18 protein-coding genes are annotated in these 19,766 nt (G+C 70.4%); 10 read left to right on the forward strand and 8 right to left on the reverse strand.

All coding sequences use genetic code 11. The annotated features are described in order from the left end of the window. Positions 1 to 2: 2 nt before the first annotated feature. Both J5X75_RS31615 and J5X75_RS31620 read right to left on the reverse strand, forming a co-directional pair. Entirely contained in the window at positions 3 to 1,664 is a 1,662-nt protein-coding gene (locus tag J5X75_RS31615) for a GTPase (RefSeq protein WP_208471214.1), read from the reverse strand. Then, positions 1,661 to 3,523: an ABC transporter gene (locus J5X75_RS31620; protein WP_372450989.1), complete on the reverse strand. Its 1,863-nt coding sequence runs from the start codon at positions 3,521 to 3,523 to the stop codon at positions 1,661 to 1,663. Before J5X75_RS31620 ends, J5X75_RS31615 begins: the two co-directional genes overlap by 4 nt. A 200-nt stretch (positions 3,524 to 3,723) precedes the next feature. Between J5X75_RS31620 and dnaK the strand changes: the two genes are divergently transcribed. The 4 genes from dnaK (at position 3,724) to J5X75_RS31640 (ending at position 7,914) form a co-directional block, all read left to right on the forward strand. Further along, entirely contained in the window at positions 3,724 to 5,565 is a 1,842-nt protein-coding gene (gene dnaK, locus J5X75_RS31625) for a molecular chaperone DnaK (protein ID WP_208471223.1), read from the forward strand. Beyond that, positions 5,562 to 6,176, forward strand: a complete 615-nt coding sequence (grpE, locus tag J5X75_RS31630) for a nucleotide exchange factor GrpE (protein ID WP_208471224.1) — start codon at positions 5,562 to 5,564, stop codon at positions 6,174 to 6,176. The genes dnaK and grpE overlap by 4 nt, the downstream gene beginning before the upstream one ends. A gap of 72 nt (positions 6,177 to 6,248) precedes the next feature. Beyond that, positions 6,249 to 7,436 carry a molecular chaperone DnaJ gene (gene dnaJ / locus J5X75_RS31635; RefSeq protein WP_208471226.1) on the forward strand — a complete coding sequence of 396 codons (1,188 nt, stop codon included), beginning with the start codon at positions 6,249 to 6,251 and terminating at the stop codon, positions 7,434 to 7,436. 34 nt (positions 7,437 to 7,470) lie between these two features. Further along, positions 7,471 to 7,914 (forward strand): heat shock protein transcriptional repressor HspR, encoded by a 444-nt coding sequence (locus J5X75_RS31640; RefSeq protein ID WP_208471228.1) that lies wholly within the window; start codon positions 7,471 to 7,473, stop codon positions 7,912 to 7,914. Between the two features lie 64 nt (positions 7,915 to 7,978). On the opposite strand, the gene J5X75_RS31645 is transcribed toward J5X75_RS31640, so the two are convergent. The 4 genes from J5X75_RS31645 to J5X75_RS31660 form a co-directional block, all read right to left on the reverse strand. After that, positions 7,979 to 8,425: a hypothetical protein gene (locus tag J5X75_RS31645; protein WP_183225756.1), complete on the reverse strand. Its 447-nt coding sequence runs from the start codon at positions 8,423 to 8,425 to the stop codon at positions 7,979 to 7,981. Positions 8,426 to 8,609: 184 nt separating this feature from the next. Beyond that, positions 8,610 to 9,761 carry a cation:proton antiporter gene (locus J5X75_RS31650; protein ID WP_238490230.1) on the reverse strand — a complete coding sequence of 384 codons (1,152 nt, stop codon included), beginning with the start codon at positions 9,759 to 9,761 and terminating at the stop codon, positions 8,610 to 8,612. A 65-nt stretch (positions 9,762 to 9,826) separates the two neighbouring features. After that, positions 9,827 to 10,324, reverse strand: coding sequence for a cation:proton antiporter regulatory subunit (locus J5X75_RS31655; protein WP_208471232.1), 498 nt, complete (start codon positions 10,322 to 10,324; stop codon positions 9,827 to 9,829). Positions 10,325 to 10,334: 10 nt separating this feature from the next. Then, positions 10,335 to 11,558: a sugar efflux transporter gene (locus J5X75_RS31660; RefSeq protein ID WP_307798374.1), complete on the reverse strand. Its 1,224-nt coding sequence runs from the start codon at positions 11,556 to 11,558 to the stop codon at positions 10,335 to 10,337. Positions 11,559 to 11,639: 81 nt separating this feature from the next. Between J5X75_RS31660 and clpB the strand changes: the two genes are divergently transcribed. After that, positions 11,640 to 14,228 carry an ATP-dependent chaperone ClpB gene (gene clpB, locus J5X75_RS31665; RefSeq protein WP_208471233.1) on the forward strand — a complete coding sequence of 863 codons (2,589 nt, stop codon included), beginning with the start codon at positions 11,640 to 11,642 and terminating at the stop codon, positions 14,226 to 14,228. Positions 14,229 to 14,264: 36 nt separating this feature from the next. Here clpB and J5X75_RS31670 read toward each other — a convergent pair whose 3' ends face one another. Continuing rightward, positions 14,265 to 14,441, reverse strand: coding sequence for a hypothetical protein (locus J5X75_RS31670; protein ID WP_188120559.1), 177 nt, complete (start codon positions 14,439 to 14,441; stop codon positions 14,265 to 14,267). A gap of 397 nt (positions 14,442 to 14,838) precedes the next feature. Here J5X75_RS31670 and J5X75_RS31675 point away from each other — a divergent pair, with 397 nt between their 5' ends. From J5X75_RS31675 to J5X75_RS31695, 5 genes are all read left to right on the forward strand, one after another. Then, positions 14,839 to 15,894 carry a hypothetical protein gene (locus J5X75_RS31675; protein WP_208471235.1) on the forward strand — a complete coding sequence of 352 codons (1,056 nt, stop codon included), beginning with the start codon at positions 14,839 to 14,841 and terminating at the stop codon, positions 15,892 to 15,894. A gap of 101 nt (positions 15,895 to 15,995) precedes the next feature. After that, positions 15,996 to 16,730 carry a hypothetical protein gene (locus J5X75_RS31680; RefSeq protein WP_208471237.1) on the forward strand — a complete coding sequence of 245 codons (735 nt, stop codon included), beginning with the start codon at positions 15,996 to 15,998 and terminating at the stop codon, positions 16,728 to 16,730. A 377-nt stretch (positions 16,731 to 17,107) separates the two neighbouring features. Further along, the gene (locus J5X75_RS31685; protein ID WP_208471239.1) at positions 17,108 to 17,482 is read left to right on the forward strand and encodes a hypothetical protein; all 375 of its coding nucleotides are present in this window, start codon (positions 17,108 to 17,110) and stop codon (positions 17,480 to 17,482) included. Between the two features lie 50 nt (positions 17,483 to 17,532). Beyond that, entirely contained in the window at positions 17,533 to 17,910 is a 378-nt protein-coding gene (locus J5X75_RS31690; protein ID WP_014440216.1) for an ArsR/SmtB family transcription factor, read from the forward strand. A 101-nt stretch (positions 17,911 to 18,011) separates the two neighbouring features. After that, positions 18,012 to 18,686, forward strand: coding sequence for a class II aldolase/adducin family protein (locus J5X75_RS31695; protein WP_208471241.1), 675 nt, complete (start codon positions 18,012 to 18,014; stop codon positions 18,684 to 18,686). 57 nt (positions 18,687 to 18,743) lie between these two features. Here the strand turns inward: J5X75_RS31695 and J5X75_RS31700 are convergent, their stop codons facing one another. After that, positions 18,744 to 19,703 carry a DedA family protein gene (locus J5X75_RS31700; protein ID WP_307798376.1) on the reverse strand — a complete coding sequence of 320 codons (960 nt, stop codon included), beginning with the start codon at positions 19,701 to 19,703 and terminating at the stop codon, positions 18,744 to 18,746. Positions 19,704 to 19,766: the final 63 nt, after the last annotated feature.

Raw genomic sequence — 19,766 nt, forward strand, 5'->3', positions numbered from 1 at the left:
AACTACTCCGCGCGCACCACCGCGAGCGCTTCCCTCGCCTGGGCGTACGCGTTCAGCACCTCGCGGACCGGCGCCACCACGTACCCCCGGCCGACGTCGGTGACCGCGGCCCGCAGCCGCTTCTCGGCCCGGCGTCGCGCCCGGCGTGCGCCGGCCTCGATGACCGGGCGCAGCAGCAGCCAGAGCAGCAGACCGCCGAGGATGCCGCCGAGCAGCAGCAGGGTGGGCAGCGGAACCGCGCCGACTTGGGGATCGTCGAACTCCGGCAGCCCGAGGGCGGTCAGGACGTAGCCGAGGACGAGCCAGGCGAGCCCGGCGGTCGCGGTGGCCAGCAGCACCCATTGCAGGATCCCGGCGACCCGCCACCAGAACGGCGACCGCTCCATGCCGAGGTCGGTCTGCGCGACGGCCCGGTCCAGCGCGTCCGGCAGGTCGGCCGCCCGGGAGCGGGCCGCGGTGTTCAGCGCGGGCGCCCACACCTCCGGCAGCGGTGCGGCGGCCCGGGCCGCGACGGCCCGGACCGAGAGGCCGACCGCCGACTTCTGCGCGGCATCGGCCTCCGGCACCGAGGTACGCGGAACGACATCCGTGGACACCGCATCGGTCTTGACCGGCTCCAGATGCAGCCGGCGCAGCGGGTCGGGCCGTAGCCGGCGCAGCCCCCGGACCAGCGGCCAGCCGGTCGCCGCCGCGGCCCGGTGCCGGTAGGCGCCCGCGGTCGCGTCCGCCACCCCGGGCACTCCGGCCGACTCGGCCAGCGCGTCGCACAACTGCCGGACGGTCGCCCGGTCCACCTCGTCCTCGGCGGCCGGCGGCCCGATCGTGCCGCCCAGCTGTTCGGCGACCGCGTCCAGGTCGGCGCTCAGCCGGCGCAGCGCGGCCTGCCGGTTGGCCACCGTGCTCTCCAGCGCGGACCGGAGCTCCCGGAGCATGCCGGGCTGCTTGGCCGAGGAGGCGATCACCGGAGTGCCGGTGAGCCCGTCCTCCTCGAGGAGCCGGGTCAGGTCGCCGAGCACCACCTCGGTGTCGCCGGGGGTGAGCCGGTCGGCCTGGTTGAGCACCACGATGGTGACGCCGGAGTGAGCGCTGAACTGGGACAGGTACGCCCGGTGCAGGACCCGGTCGCCGTACTTCTGCGGGTCGACCACCCAGACGATCTGGTCGACCAGGCCGAGCAGGCGGTCCACCTCGAGCTGGTGGCTGCGCTCGACCGAGTCGAAGTCGGGCAGGTCGAGCAGGACCAGCCCGCGCAGGGCCGCCTCGTCGTCGCCGTCCAGCGCGCTCTCCCGGACGAACCGCTGCCGGGGCAGCACACCGACCCAGTCGAGCAGACGGTTCGCCGGCTCCAGCGGCCCCCACACGCAGGCGTGCGCCGTGCCGGTGGTCGGCCGCCGCACCCCGACCTGGGAGAGCTTGAACCGGGCCAGCGCGTTGAACAGGCTCGACTTGCCGCTGCCGGTGCTGCCGGCGAGCGCCACCACGGTGTGGTCGAGCGACAGCGAGAGCCGGTTGCCGGCCCGTTCCACCAGCGTGTGCGCGGCGACCAGGTCACTGTCCGGAAGGTACGGGTCGGCCACCCGCAGGAACCGGGACAGCGCCTCCAGCCGGCGGGCCAGCTCGTCGCCGTCGACCCGCTTGCCGGGCACCCTCTGTGCCACGTTCATGACCCGGACCCGGTCAACGCTAGTTCCTTCCTGGCTTTCTCCACCTCGGCGGCGATCTGGCGCAGCAGGGCGCCGCTCGACGTCTCGTGGCGTGCCGCCGCGGTCCGCTCGGTGAACCGGGCGGCCTCGACGGCGAGCAGCTCCTCGAACCGGGTGATCAACTCGGTGCGGGCGCGTGTCGCGAGCGTACGGATGGCCTGGTCGCCGAAGACCGCTTCGAGCACCTTCTGCCCGGCGACCGCGCTGCCGGCGCCGGCCGCCACCTCCAGCCCGGTCGGGATGAAGGCGGTCGACGTGAACACCGCGATCATGACGGCCAGCCCGGCGCCGTTCACCGCGTACGCCGCGCCGCGGGCCACCGCCCGCTTGTCCGACGCCTCCCGGCGGACCAGCTCGAGGACCCACTGCTGCCAGTCCCGGACCATGCGGTCGGCGCGCAGCGGCAGGTCGTCCGAGGCCTTCTGCAACTCGGGCGCGAGCAGGGCGGCGCCGGCCGGGTGCGCGTGCCAGGCGGCGTACGCCTGCTCGGCCGCGTCGGCGGCCACCCCGCGCAGCAGGGTCACCAGCTGGGACTCCATGGCCACCCGCAGGTTGCGCCCGGGTGCCGGCCGTCCGGTGAGGGCCGCGGCGAGCCGGTCGCGCAGGTGCCCGACCCGCGACTCGAGGCTGCGCAGGAAGTCGCCGGTGCCGACGAACTCCTGCCAGCGGGCCAGCACCTCGCCGCGGAGCATCCGGCCGTCGCGCAGCCCCTCCTCGGCGGAGCGCAGCGCGTTGCGGTAGGCGGACTCCACCCGTTCGTCCAGCGCGTTCGACGCCCGGGCCTGGTCGTCGGCCGCCTCGCCGAGCCCGCCGAGCGCCGGGGCGAGGGCGCCGAGCGCGCCGTCGAGGGTCTGCCGGACCACCGTGCCGCGGGCGTTGGCGTCCCCCGCCAGCTGGGAGAACCAGACGCGCATCGGGCCGATCGCCGAGTCCGGCAGCAGGCCGCGCCCGTCCAGCTCGGTCTCCGGCAGCACGAACAGCGGTGCGGAGCCCAGGTCGTTGGCGGTGAGCATCTCGCCCAGGTGGGCGGCGATCTCGGCGGCCGCGCCGACCGGAACCCGGTCCAGGACCAGGGCGATCACCGTGCCGCGGAGCCGGGCGGTGGTGAGCAGCTCCCACGGGACGGCGTCGGCGTACCGGGCCGCGGTGGTGACGAAGAGCCACAGATCCGCGGCGGCCAGCAGCTGCGCGGCGAGGTGGCGGTTGTGGTCGACCACCGAGTCGATGTCCGGCGCGTCCAGCAGGGCCAGGCCGGGCCCGATCGTCGGGGCGGTCACCACCTGAAGGGCGTCGGATGCCGTGCTCGACGCGGCGGTCCGCGTCAGGCCGGGCAGCAGCCCACCATGGCCGAACCAGCCCACATCGTCCGGATGGCACACCAGAACCGGTGAGCGGGTGGTCGGCCGCAGCACCCCGGCGGTGCTCACCGGGGTCTGGACCAGGCTGTTCACCAGGGTCGACTTGCCCGCCCCGGTGGAGCCGCCGACGACCACCAGCAGGGGCGCGTCGAGCCGGGCGAGCCGGGGCAGCAGGTAGTCGTCGAGCTGGTCGATCAGGGCTGAGCCGACCCGCCGGGCCTCGTCCGCGGAGGGCAGCGCCAGGGGGTACGAGACCGAGCCGAGTGCTGCCCGCAATCGGGTGAGCGCGGTCGCGAGCCGTTTCACCGTGGGCGGCAGCTTTTCCAGGTTCGGCTGCCGGACCTGGCCACCCCCCGTACGATCAAGTGGTTCTATGGCCGCTTTGACCTGCTGTTTCTCATCCGATGCGGCGGGGACGGCGGAAAGGGCCGACGGACCGACCGCGTCTCCGTGCGTCGTCACGGGTAAAGCGTGCACGATCTATGCATCCAGGACAACGGGTCCCGGTATGCCGTGACCTGACAGGTATGTCGCACGCGTTGACTTGCGCCCCTCGGACTCAACTTCGATTTGACGGTGTGCGGACCCGTGGCATCATTGAGTCGGTTCCACTCAACCCTGTCGGTAGCTAGACCCTGTCGGGTAGCAAAGCGAGGAACACCATGGCACGTGCGGTCGGCATCGACCTCGGCACCACGAACTCCTGCGTCAGCGTTCTGGAAGGAGGCGAGCCCACCGTCATCGCCAACGCGGAGGGCTCCCGGACGACTCCGTCGATCGTCGCCTTCGCCCGCAACGGTGAGGTGCTCGTCGGTGAGGTCGCCAAGCGCCAGGCGGTGACGAACCCCGACCGGACGATTCGCTCGGTCAAGCGGGAGATCGGCACGAACTGGTCGATCGACATCGACGGCAAGCAGTACACCCCGCAGGAGATCTCGGCCCGTGTGCTGATGAAGCTCAAGCGGGACGCCGAGGCCTACCTCGGTGAGACCATCACCGACGCGGTCATCACCGTCCCGGCGTATTTCAACGACGCTCAGCGTCAGGCCACCAAGGAGGCCGGCGAGATCGCGGGGCTCAACGTCCTGCGGATCGTCAACGAGCCCACCGCCGCCGCTCTGGCGTACGGGCTGGACAAGGGCTCCAAGGAGCAGACCGTCCTGGTCTTCGACCTCGGCGGCGGCACCTTCGACGTCTCGCTGCTCGAGCTCGGTGACGGCGTCATCGAGGTGAAGTCGACCTCCGGTGACAACCACCTCGGCGGCGACGACTGGGACCAGCGGATCATCGACCACCTGGTCAAGACCTTCCGCGGCGAGCACGGCATCGACCTCTCCCAGGACAAGATGGCCCTGCAGCGTCTGCGTGAGGCGGCCGAGAAGGCGAAGATCGAGCTGTCCGCCGCCACCACCACCAGTATCAACCTGCCCTACATCACCGCGGGGGCGAACGGCCCGCTGCACCTGGACACGTCGCTGAGCCGCGCCGAGTTCCAGCGGATGACGCAGGACCTGCTGGACCGCTGCAAGGGCCCGTTCGAGGCGGCCATCAAGGACGCCGATGTCAAGCTCTCCGACATCGACCACGTCATCCTGGTCGGCGGCTCGACGCGTATGCCGGCGGTCACCGAGCTGGTGCAGAGCCTGATCGGCCGCGAGCCGAACAAGGGCGTCAACCCGGACGAGGTCGTCGCCGTCGGCGCCGCGCTCCAGGCCGGTGTGCTCAAGGGTGAGGTCAAGGACGTCCTGCTCCTCGACGTGACCCCGCTGTCCCTCGGCATCGAGACCAAGGGCGGCATCATGCACAAGCTGGTGGAGCGCAACACCACCATCCCGGCGCACCGCTCCGAGGTCTACACCACGGCCGACGACAACCAGCCCTCCGTGCTGATCCAGGTCTACCAGGGTGAGCGCGAGATGGCGGCGAACAACAAGAAGCTCGGCACCTTCGAGCTGAGCGGCATCGCCCCGGCCCCGCGCGGCGTCCCGCAGATCGAGGTCTCCTTCGACATCGACGCGAACGGCATCGTGCACGTGTCCGCCAAGGACCTGGGCACGGGCAAGGAGCAGAAGATGACGATCACCGGCGGCTCCGCGCTGCCGAAGGAAGACATCGAGCGCATGATGCGCGACGCTCAGGACCACGCGGACGACGACAAGAAGCGCCGCGAGGACGCCGAGGCCCGCAACCTGGCCGAGCAGCTCCAGTGGCAGACCGAGAAGTTCCTGGCGGAGAGCGGCGACAAGCTCCCCGAGGAGAGCAAGAGCAAGATCAACGAGGCGCTCGGCGAGCTGCGTGGTGCGCTCGGCGGCACCGACATCGAGAAGATCAAGTCGGCCCACGAGCGGCTGTCCCAGGTCTCCCAGGAGGCCGGTTCGCTGCTCTACTCGCAGGGTGAGACCCCGCAGGCCGCCGCGGGCGGTGCGCCGGGTGGCGCGACCGGCCCGGCTGCCGGTGGCGACGACGTGGTCGACGCCGAGATCGTGGAGGACGACAAGAAGTGACTGCCAGGGACGACGAGAACGACGGTCCGGCGGCCGAGCGGGAAGTCATCCAGGGCGAGATCGAGGAGACGGCCGAGGAGACTCCCGCCGAGGAGCCGGTGCAGAAGCCGGTCGGCGCGCACCGCGCCCCCGAGGAGGAGCCGGCCCCGGCGGCCGACGAGGTCAAGCCCGGCTTCGGTGCCGAGCTGGAGGCGCTGCGGGGCGAGCTCGACGAGCGGACCCACGACCTCCAGCGGGTGACGGCCGAGTACGCCAACTACCGCAAGCGGGTCGACCGTGACCGCGGCGCGGCCGCCGAACAGACCACCGGCAAGGTCCTCACCGACCTGCTCCCGGTGCTGGACGACATCGACCGGGCCCGCGAGCACGGCGACCTGGTCGGCCCGTTCGCCTCGGTGGCCGAGCAGCTCACCGCGGTGACCGGCAAGCTGGGCCTGGTGGCCTTCGGGGAGAAGGGCGACCCCTTCGACCCGAACCGCCACGAGGCGGTCGCGCACCAGACGTCCGCGGACGTCTCCGAGCCGACCTGCGTCGAGGTGATGCGTCGTGGCTATTCGCTGGGCGAGCGCCTGCTCCGCCCCGCGATGGTCGCAGTCGCCGACCCGGAGTGAGATCAATGATCATGTCCCGTCCGCCGGTGCGCCGGCGGGCGGGACGTCGCCGACTCGAGGAGGTGGACTGACATGAGCTCGAAGGACTGGCTCGAGAAGGATTTCTACGCCGTGCTCGGCGTGAACAGGTCCGCCTCCCCTGACGAGATCAAGAAGGCGTACCGGAAGCTCGCCCGCGATCTGCACCCCGACCGGAACCCGGGCAACAAGGAGGCGGAGGAGAAGTTCAAGGCCGCTTCCGAGGCGTACGACGTGCTCGCCGACGACAAGAAGCGCAAAGAGTACGACGAGATGCGCTCGCTGTTCGGCTCGGGCGCGTTCCGGCGCGGGGCGCGGGGCGGCGGCGGCACGCAGTTCGATCCGTCCGACCTGTTCGGCGGCTTCTCCGGTGGCGCCGCTCCGGGCGCTGACCGCCGGTTCGGTGGCTCCGGCTTCTCCGACATCTTCAGCTCGATCTTCTCCGGCGGGCAGCCTCCCGGCTCGACCGCGCGGCGGGGGCCCCAGCGCGGGCGGGATGTCGAAACCGAGGTCACCCTGGACTTCGTGCAGGCGGTTCGCGGCACCACGCTGCCACTGACACTGCGTACCCCCGGCGCCTGTGACACCTGCCGGGGCAACGGCGCGAAACCGGGGACCACCCCGCGCGCCTGTCCGAAGTGCCACGGCACCGGCCTGATCTCCAGCAACCAGGGCTCGTTCAGCTTCTCCGAGCCGTGCCGTGACTGTCAGGGCTCGGGCAGCATCGTGGACGAGAAGTGCCCGGAGTGCCGGGGCACCGGCGGGGTCACCAAGACCCGCTCGATCAACGTCCGGTTCCCGGCGGGCGTCGCCGACGGCCAGCGGATCCGGCTCAGCGGCCGGGGCGAGCCGGGCGACCGGGGCGGTCCGGCCGGTGACCTGTACGTGCAGGTCAAGGTGCGGCCCGACGACCTGTTCGGGCGCAGCGGCGACGACCTGACGCTGACCGTGCCGATCACGATCGTCGAGGCCGTGCTGGGCACCGACCTGAAGGTGCCGACGCTGGACGGCCCGGTCACGTTGCGCGTGCCGCCGGGCACACCGAGCGGCCGCAAGCTGCGGGCCCGGGGCAAGGGCGTGGCGCGCAAGGAGGGCCAGGCCGGCGATCTGATCGTCACCGTCGACGTGCAGATCCCGGCGACCGTCACCGGCGAGGCCCGGGACGCGCTGGAGAAGTTCGGAAAGCTCACCCCACCGCCGGCGCGGGAGCGGCTCGAGGCCCGCCTGCGCCGGGCCGATTAGACCGCGTCGCAGGAACCCGTTTCGGGAGGTGTACATGTACGAAGAGATCGACATCTCGATAGAACAGGCCTCCGACGCGAAGGTTCTGATCATCTCGGTGGCCGCACGGCTCGCCGGGATGCATCCGCAGACCCTCCGGCAGTACGACCGGCTCGGCCTGGTTCAGCCCGGCCGGGCCGGCGGTGGTGGACGGCGGTACAGCGAACGCGACGTCGCACTGCTGCGTGAGGTGCAGAAACTCAGCCAGGAAGAGGGCGTCAACCTGGCCGGCATCAAGCGCATCATCGGTCTGGAGCATCTGGTCGGCGACCTCCAGCAGCGGGTGGCCGAGCTCGAGCAGCAGCTGGAGGCGGCGTACGCCCGGATGGCTCAGATGGAGGCGATGAGCAGCCCGTACTCGGGCCGCGATCTGGTGCGCCAGGAGACCCACTCGACAGCCCTGGTGGTGTGGCGCCCGCGCCGTTCCGCTGACAAATGACAGCGGCGGCCCGAATCCGGGCCGCCGCTACAGCGTGTAGTGACCGCGTGACTACCTGGCGTGGTCAGCGGCGATTGAACAGGCCCAGTCGGCGCGGGTAGCGCACCAGGCCACCTTCCATCCAGTCGTGGTGGTCGAAGAGCTCGGGCCGGGTCATCAGAACCCGGCAGTTGTGCGCCCAGATCTGCATCGGCTCGTCGCCGACCTCCTCCGCGCGCTCGATGAACTTCTTGAGCCGGCGCTTGCGCTGCCCGCTCGCGTTCTGCCGCGCACCGTCCGCGGCGTAGATGTACATGCAATGCTGCGCGAACCGCCGGGCCGGGCACTGCCGGTCCATGGCGAGCTCGAACAGCGTCGGGCCGAGCACGTCGCCGGAGATCAGGAGATCCCAGTCCTTCGGCATGCTGCTCAGCGGGACCGACTCAGGGTTGTATGCCCAGGTCTGCAGCTCGTCGGGTCGGGGGTCGACCGGATTGCCGAAACCGAGGAATGTAGCTTCACGCACGCTCACGCCGCCGCCTCACTCAACCGTTCGCAACGCGGTCGACATCACTGGCCGACCATAGTGGCGAACGTCCCAATACTCAGAGTCGTCGCCGCGCAACGTTAGCGTGTGGAGTCCCGCTAGGGAAGTGTCAAGGGCTCACATTCAGATACTGGGCGGTAACTTTGGGCTTTTTCCATGGAGATGCAGGTCACTCCGGGGATGGCGTCGGTTTCTGAGCGGCCCGTTGAGCCGCCATCCGCCTGCGCACCCACTCCTTGAACCAGCCGTAATCGGGCAGACGTGCCAACAACGGCCCGGACACCACTGTGATCAGTACATAAGCCGTGGCGAGCGGGGCGAGCCGGGGATCGACGCCGTACGCGACCGCGAGGCCGGCGATCACCACCGAGAACTCGCCACGGGGCATCAGCGCCAGCCCGGCCCGGATCCGGCCCGGCAGTGCGATGCCCACCCGCCCGGCCGCCAGATATCCGGTCAGCACCTTGGTCAGCATCGTCAGCACGGCCAGCGCGAACGCCGGAAGCAGCACCGGTGGCATGTCGGCCGGGTTCGTGGAGAGCCCGAAGAAGACGAAGAACACCGCGGCGAACAGGTCGCGCAGCGGGGACAGGATCTGGGTGGCGTGGTGCGCCACCGGCCCGGAGATGGCGATGCCGACCAGGAACGCGCCGACCGCCTCGGAGACCTTCAGCTCGCCGGCCACCCCGGCGATGAAGAGCGTCAGGCCGAGGACGCTGAGCAGCAGGGCCTCCGGGTCCTTCACCGACATGAACCGGCTGATCTCACCGCCGTACCGGATCGCCACGACCAGGACGGCGATCACCGTGACCACCGCGACCCCGAGCGTGCTCAGGCCGTTGGCCAGGCTCAGACCGGCCAGCACGGCGGTCACCACCGGCAGGTAGAAGGCCATCGCCAGGTCCTCGATGACCAGCACCGACAGGATCGTCGGGGTCTCCCGGTTACCGACCCGGCCGAGATCGCTCAGCACCTTCGCGATCACCCCGGACGAGGACACCCAGGTGATGCCGGCCAGTACCAGCGCCGCCTCCCAGCCCCAGCCGAGCAGCAGCGCGAACGCCGCTCCGGGCAGGGCGTTCAGCAGCATGTCGATGAGCCCGGCCGGCGCCGCCGTACGCAGGTTGCCCACCAGTTCGTCGGCCGAGTACTCCAGGCCGAGCATGACCAGGAGCAGGATCACCCCGATCTGGGCGCCGATCGCGATGAACTCCTCGCTCGCCGAGAGCGGCACCAGCCCGCCCTGGCCGAACGCCAGGCCGGCCAGCAGATAGAGCGGAATCGGGGACATGCCGACCCGGCGACCGAGCCGACCGAGCATGCCGAGGCCGAACAGGACCGCGCCGATCTCGATGAGCAGGATCGTCGTGTGGTGCTGCACTGCGGTCAGCCGCCGTCGTCGCCGGCCAGGATGGCGGTGACGCCGTCCAAACCGTGCCGTGTCCCGACCGCGACCACCACGTCGCTCGCCTCGAACCGGAACGCCGGGCCGGGCGAGGCGATCACCTCGCGATCGCGCAGCACGGCCACGATCGAAGCGCTGGTCCGGCTACGGGCGCGGGTGTCGCCCAGTTTCCGCCCGACGAACGGGGAACCGGCCGGGAGCGCGATCTGCTCGGTGAGCAGACCGGCCGCCTGCTGACGCAGGCCGGCCAGCTGACCCAGCATCAGCGAGGCGCCCAGCACGTCGGCGAGGGCTTCGGCCTCGTCGTCGGTGAGCGGTATCGACGCCAGGCTGGAGTCGGGATCGTCCACGTCGTACAGAACCAGGTCGCGGCGACCGCTGCGGTGGGAGACCACCCCGACCGTCCGCCCCGACGAGGTCACCAGGTCATGGCGGACGCCGATTCCCGGCAGCGGAGTCTGTTCCACCCGTACGCGCACGATCTCTACGTTAGCCCTCAGCCGGGTGGGGCGCGTCGATGACGGGACGAATCGACGGCTCGGCCGGTCGCCGGCGTGACCGCGCCAGGAACAGCAGGACGAGGCCGGTCGCGCTGAGTCCGAGATTGATCCCGAAGGCCAGGCGGAAACCGTACTGCTGGGACAGACCGAAGAGCGGCGCCGCCAGGACCTGCCCGATCGGGAAGCTGTTGGTGAACAGCGTGGTGGCCCGTCCCGGTTGCTCCGGCATCAGGTCCTGTACATAGGTGATGCCGAGGCCGGACGTCGCGGCGATGAAGAGCGCGTTCAGGATCTGGGCCGCGACCAGCGTCCCGACCGACGACGAGGTGACCACGACGAACTGGTACGCGACCGCGCACACGGTCCCGGCGAGGATGATCCGGCGCAGCGGGACGCGGGTGGACAGGACCCCGAAGCCCAGCATGAGCGGGATCTCCAGGGCGGCGCACAGGCCGAAGAGCAGGCCGGCGTCACGGACCGAGCCGCTCAGTTCGGTGCTCAGGAACAGCGGCATGACCTGACCGCCCAGCACCATGGTGGTCTGGAGCAGGGTGAATCCGCACAGGATCGGCCACAGGACCCGGGGCGCCCGGGCGGGTGGCTCGGCCGTCCGCTCCCGCGGTGCGGACGGCGCCGCCACCTCGGGCAGGAAGCGGACCGCGACCAGGGCGGCGAGCAGATAGAGCAGGGCGGCCGCGCCGTAGACGTGGCGGAAGTCCCCGGTGTCGAGCAGCAGGGCGGCCAGGGACGGGCCGCCCACCCAGGCGATCGAGAAGACGGTACGCAGTGTGCTGATCCCGAGCGCGGTCCGGTTCGGATCATCTCGTTGCAGCACTTGACGGGCGTACGCGAAGGATTGTGGATAGAGCGCCCCGGACGCGGCCGTGACCGTCGCGGTGACCGCGAGCAGAATCCAGTAGTCCCGGATGACGGCGGTCAGCCCGCTGGCGGCGAAGCCGGCCAGCGCGGCCGCGATGAGCAGCGCGCGGCGGATCGGGAAGCGGTCCGAGACGCGCCCGATGGCCGACGACACCGCCACCCCGGACAGCGAGGCGACGATCAGGAACCCGGCGGTCCGGACCGGTCCGGCGCGCACCTCGGTGCTGAGGAAGAGGCCGAGGAAGGGCCCGACCACCGCGGTCGCGATGCCCGAGGTCAGGAAGACCATGGCGAGCGGGAGAAGACGACGGGACAACTGGAAGGAAACCTTCACGTCCCGCACGTTACGGCTCTTCGACCGGGCGCGCTAAAGTTGAGCGCGCTACGCTCAAGTTTGTTGGCTGCAGGGGAGCTCATGAACACCGAACGCTTGACCACCAAGAGTCGCGAAGTGATCACCTCCGCGGTCGCTGACGCCGGTCGCCGCGGGCACGCCACGGTCGAGCCATGGCACATGCTGCAGACGCTGCTCGACACCGGCGGCTCCACCGCGACCGCGCTGTTGCGAGCCGTCGGCGCCAACCCGGCCGACATCCGCCGCGCCGCGGTGCGCGCGATCGAGCAGCTGCCGTCCGCGCGCGGCGCGAGCACCGTCGAGCCCGGCCTCGCCCGCGAGTTCGTCAACGCCATCGGCTCGGCCGAGCTCATCGCCAAACCTCTCGGCGACGAGTATGTGTCGACCGAGCACCTGCTGGCCGGCCTGGCCCGGGTCGGCGGCGCGGTGTCGCAGGTGCTCAAGGCCGCCGGCGCCACCGAGGAGGCGCTGGTCGCCGCGTTCCCGCAGGTGCGTGGCGGCGATCGGCGGGTCACCACGGCCGATCCGGAGCAGACCTACAAGTCCCTGGAGAAGTACAGCGTCGATCTCACCGCGCTGGCCCGGGAGGGGAAGATCGACCCGGTGATCGGCCGGGACGCCGAGATCCGCCGGGTCGTCCAGGTGCTGTCCCGCCGGACCAAGAACAATCCGGTGCTGATCGGCGAGCCGGGCGTCGGCAAGACCGCGATCGTCGAGGGCCTGGCCCAGCGCATCGTGGCCGGCGACGTGCCGGAGACGCTGCGTGACAAGAAACTGGTCTCGCTCGACCTCGGCGCCATGGTCGCCGGCGCTCAGTACCGCGGCCAGTTCGAGGAGCGCCTGAAGAGCGTGCTCGAGGAGATCCGCAGTTCCAACGGGCAGGTCGTCACGTTCCTCGACGAGCTGCACACGGTCGTCGGCGCCGGCAAGGGCGAGGGCTCGATGGACGCCGGCAACATGCTCAAGCCGATGCTGGCCCGTGGTGAGCTGCGCATGGTCGGCGCCACCACGCTGGACGAGTACAGGGAACACATCGAGAAGGATCCGGCCCTGGAGCGCCGGTTCCAGCCGGTCGTCGTCGGTGAGCCCACCGTCGAGGACACCATCGGCATCCTGCGCGGGCTCAAGGGTCGTTACGAGGCGCACCACCGCGTGCAGATCACCGACGCCGCCCTGGTCGCGGCGGCCAGCCTCTCCGACCGTTACATCAGCGACCGGTTCCTGCCGGACAAGGCGATCGACCTCATCGACGAGGCCGCCTCCCGCTTGCGGATGGAGATCGACTCCCGTCCCGTCGAGCTGGACCAGCTCCAGCGACAGGTCGACCGGATGCGGGTGGAGCGGCTCGCCCTGGAGAAGGAGACCGACCCGGCGTCGAAGGCCCGCTTGGAGCGCCTGATCGCCGACCTGGCCGACCGCGAGGAGGACCTGACCGCCCTCAACGCCCGGTGGGAGCGGGAGCGCGGCGGGCTGAACCGGGTGGGTGAGCTGAAGAAGCAGCTCGACGAGGCCCGGGCCGCGCAGGAGCGGGCCCAGCGTGACGGCGAGCTGCTCGCCGCGTCCCGGCTGCTCTACGAGGTGATCCCCGCTCTGGAGAAGGAGATCCAGGCGGCCGCCGACTCCGAGGAGGAGAGCCCCGAACCGCCGATGGTCAAGGACGAGGTCGGCGCCGACGACATCGCCGAGGTCGTCTCCTCGTGGACCGGCATCCCGGCCGGCCGGATGATGGAGGGGGAGACCGCCAAGCTGCTGCGCATGGAGGAGTCGCTCGCCGCCAAGGTGATCGGCCAGCGCGAGGCGATCGCGGCGGTGTCCGGTGCGGTGCGCCGGGCCCGGGCCGGGATCGCCGACCCGGACCGGCCGACCGGCAGCTTCCTCTTCCTCGGCCCCACCGGTGTCGGCAAGACCGAGCTGGTGAAGGCGCTGGCCGGATTCCTCTTCGACGACGAGCGGGCCATGGTCCGCATCGACATGAGCGAGTACGGCGAGAAGCACTCGGTGGCCCGCCTGGTCGGCGCCCCGCCCGGCTACGTGGGCTATGAGGAGGGTGGCCAGCTCACCGAGGCGGTGCGGCGCCGGCCCTACAGCGTGGTGCTGCTGGACGAGGTGGAGAAGGCCCACCCGGACGTCTTCGACGTGCTGCTCCAGGTGCTCGACGACGGCCGGCTCACCGACGGCCAGGGGCGCACGGTCGACTTCCGCAACGCGATCCTGGTGCTGACGTCGAACCTCGGCTCGGCGACCGCCGACTTCACGATGAGCGACGAGGAACGCCACGACGAGGTGCTGGCCGCGGTCCGGGCGCACTTCAAGCCCGAGTTCCTGAACCGCCTGGACGACATCGTGGTCTTCCACGCCCTCACCAAGGACGACCTGACCGCGATCGTCGACATCCAGCTGGCCCGGCTGCGGGCCCGGCTGGCCGAGCGGCGTCTCGAGCTCGTGGTCGCCCCCGGTGCGGTGGAGTGGCTGGGCGAGCACGGGTACGACCCCATCTACGGCGCCCGGCCGCTGCGCCGGCTGGTCCAGTCCTCGATCGGCGATCTGCTGGCCAAGGCGCTGCTGTCCGGCGAGATCCGGGACGGGGACACCGTGGTGGTCGACCTGAGCGAGAACAAGGACGGTCTGTCGGTCCGGCGCGGCCTCTGACGGCGAAGGGCCCCGGGGGAATCCCGGGGCCCTTCCTCACCTGTCCGCCTCCCGTTGCCGGTAGGCCTGCGTCATCAGGACGTCCGTGATGGCGTGTTCGCCGTCCGCGGACCAGATCCGTATGCCGTCTCGGTGTAGTTGATACCGGACGTCGGTGAAGCGTGTCCGGGTGTCGTCATGGTGAACGACGTCGAGGGTGTCGGCGTGGGGCATGGGACTCACCGGTCCTTAACAGGTCTGGGGCGGCCGCGGTGTGGTCACGCGGCCGGCGTGATCGGAAGGGCGCCGTCAGCCGGTCTGCCTCGGCCCCGGGGGAGTGTGCGCGGGGCGGGCGACTCGTGCGGGCACGGCGGGTCGCTGGAGCTGCTCGCTTCCAGTCGGCCGCCATGGCATCGAAGTCTAGGTGGCGCCGTCCAGGCCTGCCGCCCCCCGAACGAGCGACGTTTTATGGTCATTTCGGGCCACCGTGGCTTGTGGGTGCGGCACGGTCGACCTGTCTGGCCTCCGGCGGATACCGTGAATTGATCTATAGGAGGGCAGTGTGTCCGTACCGACATATCCGGGCTATCACCCGCAACCGGCACGGCCGGCCACGGTGACAGCTTCATCGATGCTGCTTTATCTCGTTGTGGCCATGCAGTTGCTGAGCGCCGTTCTGGTGGTCTCCATGATCGGTACGGTCACCGAGGCATACCAGGACGCCATGTCCGCCGACGACTTCCCCGGTGAGGTCGGCACCTTCATCAGCGTCGTGCTGGTCTTCACGGCGAGCATCTATCTGCTGATCGCGGTCGGCCTCGTCGTCCTGGCCATCTTCAACAACCGCGGCAAGAACGGAGCGCGTATCACCACCTGGGTGATCGCCGGCCTCGGCCTGTGCTGCAACGCGCTCGGCCTGGGCAGCACGGTGGCCGGCACCGCGGTCGGCGGGACCGTGCCGTCCACCGAACAGGCCCAGGTCGAGGCGGACGTGGCGGCCGCCATGCCGGGCTGGTACGACGCGATCAGTCTCGTCACCTCGGTGATCACCGTGCTGGCGCTGCTCGGCGCGATCATCCTGCTCGCGCTGCCGCAGTCCAACGCCTTCTTCCGCCGCCCGGCGCCGTGGAACCCGGCGATGCCCTTCGGCCCCTACCCGAGCCTGCCCGGGCAGCCCGGCTTCCCCGTCCAACCCGGATACCCGCACCAGGCGGGATATCCGCCGCAGCCGCAGCCCGGCTTCTACGCGCATCCCACCTACCCGCCGGCTCAGCCGCCGGCCTTCCCGGTGCAGCCGACCTACCCGGGTGCGCCGACCTATCCGCCGCCACCGCCCAGCCATTTCGGTTCGCCCGAGCAGTACGGGCGGCCGGGTGAACCGGCTCCCGGCCTGCCGCCCTACCCGGGCCAGCCGGGCGGCGTGCCGCCCCAGGGGTTGGAGCCGTCCAGCGATCCGTGGGCGCCCCCGCCCCCACCGTCGTCGGCCCCGCCCGCGTCTTCGCCGCCGTCCTCGTCCCCGCCCGTGTATTCGCCGCCGTCGTCGGCCCCGCCTGCGTCTTCGTCGCCGTCGTCGGTTCCGCCCGCGCCGGAGCCTGCGCCGGAGCCCACTCCGGAGCCCGCGCCGGAGCCCCCGGCGGACGGGAAGGCGGCGCCCGGGGACGAGCCGCCCCAGCGGCCCGCCGACTGATCGCTCTCGGACCGGTCCATCCATCCGGATGGACCGGTCCGGCCACTTCAGGACCCGCTACGCGATAGGTTCTTGCCAGCCGAACCCTGCGGGAGCCATCGATGTCGTACGCCGCCCAGCCGCCGCCCGCCGCCGCGCCCCCGGCCGTCCCCCGGCCGGCCGCCGTCACCCTGGCGGTGGCCCTGCTCTGGGCCATGGCCGTGGCCGGTCTCACCTATGCCATCGGCATGGTGGCGGTCACGCCCGGGGTGGTCGGCCGGTTCCGTGACGCCGCCGGCTCGGAGGCCGCCGAGAACTTCATCTCCGTGGTCTGGTTGATCTCCGCGCTCGCCCTGGTTCTGGCCCTGCTCGCGGCGGCCCTGTTCGCGGTGCTCGGGCTCGCGCTGCGGCGCGGCAGCCGGGTGGCCCGCGCGGTGACCCTGGGCGTGTGCGGCCTCGGGGTCCTGGGCGGCTGCGGGACGCTCGCCGTGCTCGCCGCCGAGCGGTCGGGCGAGGCGGTGCCCGGTTCGGTGGGTGAGGCGCTGACCGAGGCGTACCCCGAAGGGTGGATCGTGCTCAACGTCGCGGTGGCCGTCGCGCAGGTGATCGGGTACCTCGTCGTGGGTGTTCTGCTGCTCGCCGCGCCGGGAGAGTTCTTCGGCCGGACCGCCCCCGTGGGCACCGCCCTGCCGGGTTTTGTGCCGCCCAGCCAATTCGTCGCCCCGCCCACCGGGTGGGCGGCCCCACAATCGCAGCCTTTTGTTACCGGCGGGTCCGAACCCGATCAGTTCTCGGATCAACCGTCTACGCCGAAGTCGGAACCGAACCCGGAAGACGAGTACTGGTCACGACCGTAGGTGTGTGCGGTTCCGTATCGACGACTGTGGGTCACTCGAACGGGTACGGTCCGTTTCTGTCGCTGTCACTCGATCGGCTGTCCGGATAGATCGAGATCGGCCGGACGGTGGGTGTTTTCGCCCGTACGGACAAAGGTGATTTCGCGGGTTCACAGCCTCTTCACAGCCCGACCATCAGGTGATCCTGAGCTCGGCGCGGGTACCGTGCAGACGTTAGGTGCTTTGAGCAGCATCTATGCTCCGCGGAGAGGTCGAGATCAGTTGCTGGATCTGTAAACCTTCTTTACAAAGTGGGCCAAAGCCATGCGTCAATAGTTCCGTTCCGTCCTGCCGGGGGGAAAGTTTCCGGTTTCCGAACAGCCAGTACGCTCGATGTCATGGAAGCAAGGCACGACCTGGGTAAATTCATCACTGAATTGTCCGTCGCGCAGCGTGGTGTCGTGCTTTCATCGGGTCGTGGGGTGAGTGGCGAACTGATGATCGCGCAGGGTGGCGTGATGGTCTCGACGCGTTCCGTGCCGAGTCATCGTCGGGGATCGGTGGACCGAAACAATCGACGAAATGACAATGTGGTCCGCCTCACTCCGGAGGCGGGGATCGAGACCTCGACACGGATGGGTAGCGACCAGAAGGCGGCTGAGGCGTTGCAGGAGGCAGAGACCGAAGTCGTCATCGCACGAAAGGTGGACTGGGTGAGGGTGTCCGGTTGGCCGTCTCGGCGATCGATGTCGGCCTTACGGCCCGAAAGTTAGCCGGTTCGTTCCTGCGGACATGCAGGAGAATCGATGCAGTTGGTGGAAGGATGGAGATCGTGGGAACTGCGTTGGCGGAAATGACGATGCCTCAGATCTCGCCGCTTGCCGGCGAGCCTATTGAACGCGCTGACGCTGAGCGCCTGGCGGGAGTGCTCAAGGCGCTCGCCGACCCGGCTCGGCTACGGCTGTTGAGCCTTATCCAGTCAGCCACGGATGGCGAGGCGTGCGTCTGCGACCTGACGGCCCCCCTGGGCCTCTCGCAGCCGACCGTGAGTCACCACCTGCGGATCCTGACGGAGGCGGGTCTGCTGGAGCGTGAGAAGCGGGGTGTGTGGGCGTACTACCGGCTGGTGCCGACGGCCATCGCCACCATCGCCGACCTGCTGACCCCGCCGCGGAAGCGGGCCACCAAGAAGGCCCGCTGAGCTGTCGGTAGCGACCTGGCGTCACTGATCTATGGGGGGCGTGGCGCCAGGCCGAGGACCCCGGCTCAACGGACTGGGCCGGCGGACCTGAGGAGGAACGGGTGAACTACGTCCCCGGTGACCTGCGTGACCAACTCGCGCACGTGGGTTACGACGTGGTGCAGGCGGGCCTCGTGTGTGGATCGGGCGGCAACCTGTCCGCCCGCATTCCCGACGAGGACGCCATCTGGGTCACCGCGAGCGGATCCTGGCTGGACCGGCTGAGCCGGAACACCTTCGCGCCGGTGCGGATCTCCGACGGGGCGCCCGCCGTCATCGGCGGCATACCGTCGGCACGGATCGAGCCGACCAGCGAGCTGGCGCTGCACCTCGCGCTCTACCGGGCACGGCCGGACATCAACGCGGTGGTTCATCTCCACCCGCAGACGGCTCTGCTGCTGGACGCCCTGGGCGAGCACATCCGGATCGTGACCACCGATCACGCGTACTACCTGCGGCGGGTGTCGACCGTGCCGTTCCGGCTTCCGGGCAGCACCGAGCTGGCCGCGCTGACCGCGGCGATGGCCGCCGACGGCACCGACTGCCTGGTGCTCAGCCAGCACGGGTGCGTGGTGATGGGTGACTCCGTGGAACTCGCGCACAAACGGGCGCGCAATCTGGAGGAGGCGGCGTCGCTCACGTACCGGGCGCTCACCGCGGGCCGGCTGGAGAACCTTCGGGAGTGCCCGGAGGAGTTCCTGGAGCGGCTCTCCGGATCCACCGCCGTAACGGTGTAGGCAGGAACGGAAAAGGCCGGCTCCCGATCCCGGGGCCGGCCTTCCGTCTGTCCGCCGTCAGTTGCGCGGCGGCCACTGCTGCTGGTCGCCGTAGGGCTGCTGCTGCCCGTACTGCTGGGGCGGGTACTGCTGCTGCGGGTAGGCGGGCTGCCCGTACGTCTGCTGGTGGGGGTAGGCCTGCGGCTGAGCCTGCTGCGGGTGGGCCGGCCGCTGCGGGGCCTGGTGGTGGTGCTCCTGGAACTCCTGGAACTCGTGGCGGGCGGCGTCGGCGAGGCCCGCGACGCTGGCCGCGGCGACGACACCGATGGCGGCCGCCGGCTCCGGGCCCTTGTGCAGGCCCTGCTTCTTCGCCTTCCGCTCACGCAGGATCTCGATACCGATGGGCAGCACCGAGATCAGGACGATCAGCACGACCACCGGCAGGATGTAGTGGTCGATCTTGTCGCCGATGGCGTCGTAGATCTGCTGCGCCAGCAGGTAGCCGATCAGGATGATGCCGTCGGTCCAGAGGATGGCGCCCACGATGTTCCACACCAGGAACTGGCGGGCCGGCATGCCGAGCGTGCCGGCGACCGGGTTGAGGAACGTGCGGACGATCGGGATGAAGCGCGCCAGCACCACGGCCTTGGCCGGGCCGAACTTCTCGAAGTAGTACTCCGCCTTCTCGACGTACTCCTTCTTGAAGAGTTTCGAGTCCGGCTTGTCGAACATCCGCCGCCCGTACCTCGCGCCCAGCCAGTGCCCGAACTGGGCGCCGATGACGGCACAGATCGGGGCGCCGATCAGCAGGCCGGCGATGGACAGCTTCGCTCCCGGACCGAAGATCGAGTCGGCCACCGACGAGGCCGCGACGCCCGCCAGGAACAACAGGGAGTCACCGGGGAAGAAGAAGCCGACCAGCAGGCCGGTCTCCGCGAAGAGGATGGCCAAGACACCCGGCAACCCGAAGGCACTGAGCAGGTCCTTCGGGTCCATCGGGTTCAGCGCGAGCTGCTCCGTGAGCGCATGGATGTCCACGAGGAGCCAGGGTACCGGCCGATGTGCGGCCGGTACCTGTATGAATGCTGTGCTGTTCGGAAA

This window comes from Actinoplanes flavus (genome assembly GCF_017592555.1).
GTDB lineage: Bacteria > Actinomycetota > Actinomycetes > Mycobacteriales > Micromonosporaceae > Actinoplanes > Actinoplanes flavus.

Bases quoted from the DNA above. Each gene is read 5' to 3' on its own strand.
- J5X75_RS31690 (WP_014440216.1), top strand. From the start codon at position 17,533: ATGGAGATCGTGGGAACTGCGTTGGCGGAAATGACGATGCCTCAGATC.
- dnaJ (WP_208471226.1), top strand. From the start codon at position 6,249: ATGAGCTCGAAGGACTGGCTCGAGAAGGATTTCTACGCCGTGCTCGGC.
- J5X75_RS31680 (WP_208471237.1), top strand. From the start codon at position 15,996: ATGTCGTACGCCGCCCAGCCGCCGCCCGCCGCCGCGCCCCCGGCCGTC.
- dnaK (WP_208471223.1), top strand. From the start codon at position 3,724: ATGGCACGTGCGGTCGGCATCGACCTCGGCACCACGAACTCCTGCGTC.
- J5X75_RS31650 (WP_238490230.1), bottom strand. From the start codon at position 9,761: ATGCTCGGTCGGCTCGGTCGCCGGGTCGGCATGTCCCCGATTCCGCTC.
- J5X75_RS31685 (WP_208471239.1), top strand. From the start codon at position 17,108: ATGGAAGCAAGGCACGACCTGGGTAAATTCATCACTGAATTGTCCGTC.
- J5X75_RS31640 (WP_208471228.1), top strand. From the start codon at position 7,471: ATGTACGAAGAGATCGACATCTCGATAGAACAGGCCTCCGACGCGAAG.
- J5X75_RS31675 (WP_208471235.1), top strand. From the start codon at position 14,839: ATGCTGCTTTATCTCGTTGTGGCCATGCAGTTGCTGAGCGCCGTTCTG.
- clpB (WP_208471233.1), top strand. From the start codon at position 11,640: ATGAACACCGAACGCTTGACCACCAAGAGTCGCGAAGTGATCACCTCC.
- J5X75_RS31670 (WP_188120559.1), bottom strand. From the start codon at position 14,441: ATGCCCCACGCCGACACCCTCGACGTCGTTCACCATGACGACACCCGG.
- J5X75_RS31615 (WP_208471214.1), bottom strand. From the start codon at position 1,664: ATGAACGTGGCACAGAGGGTGCCCGGCAAGCGGGTCGACGGCGACGAG.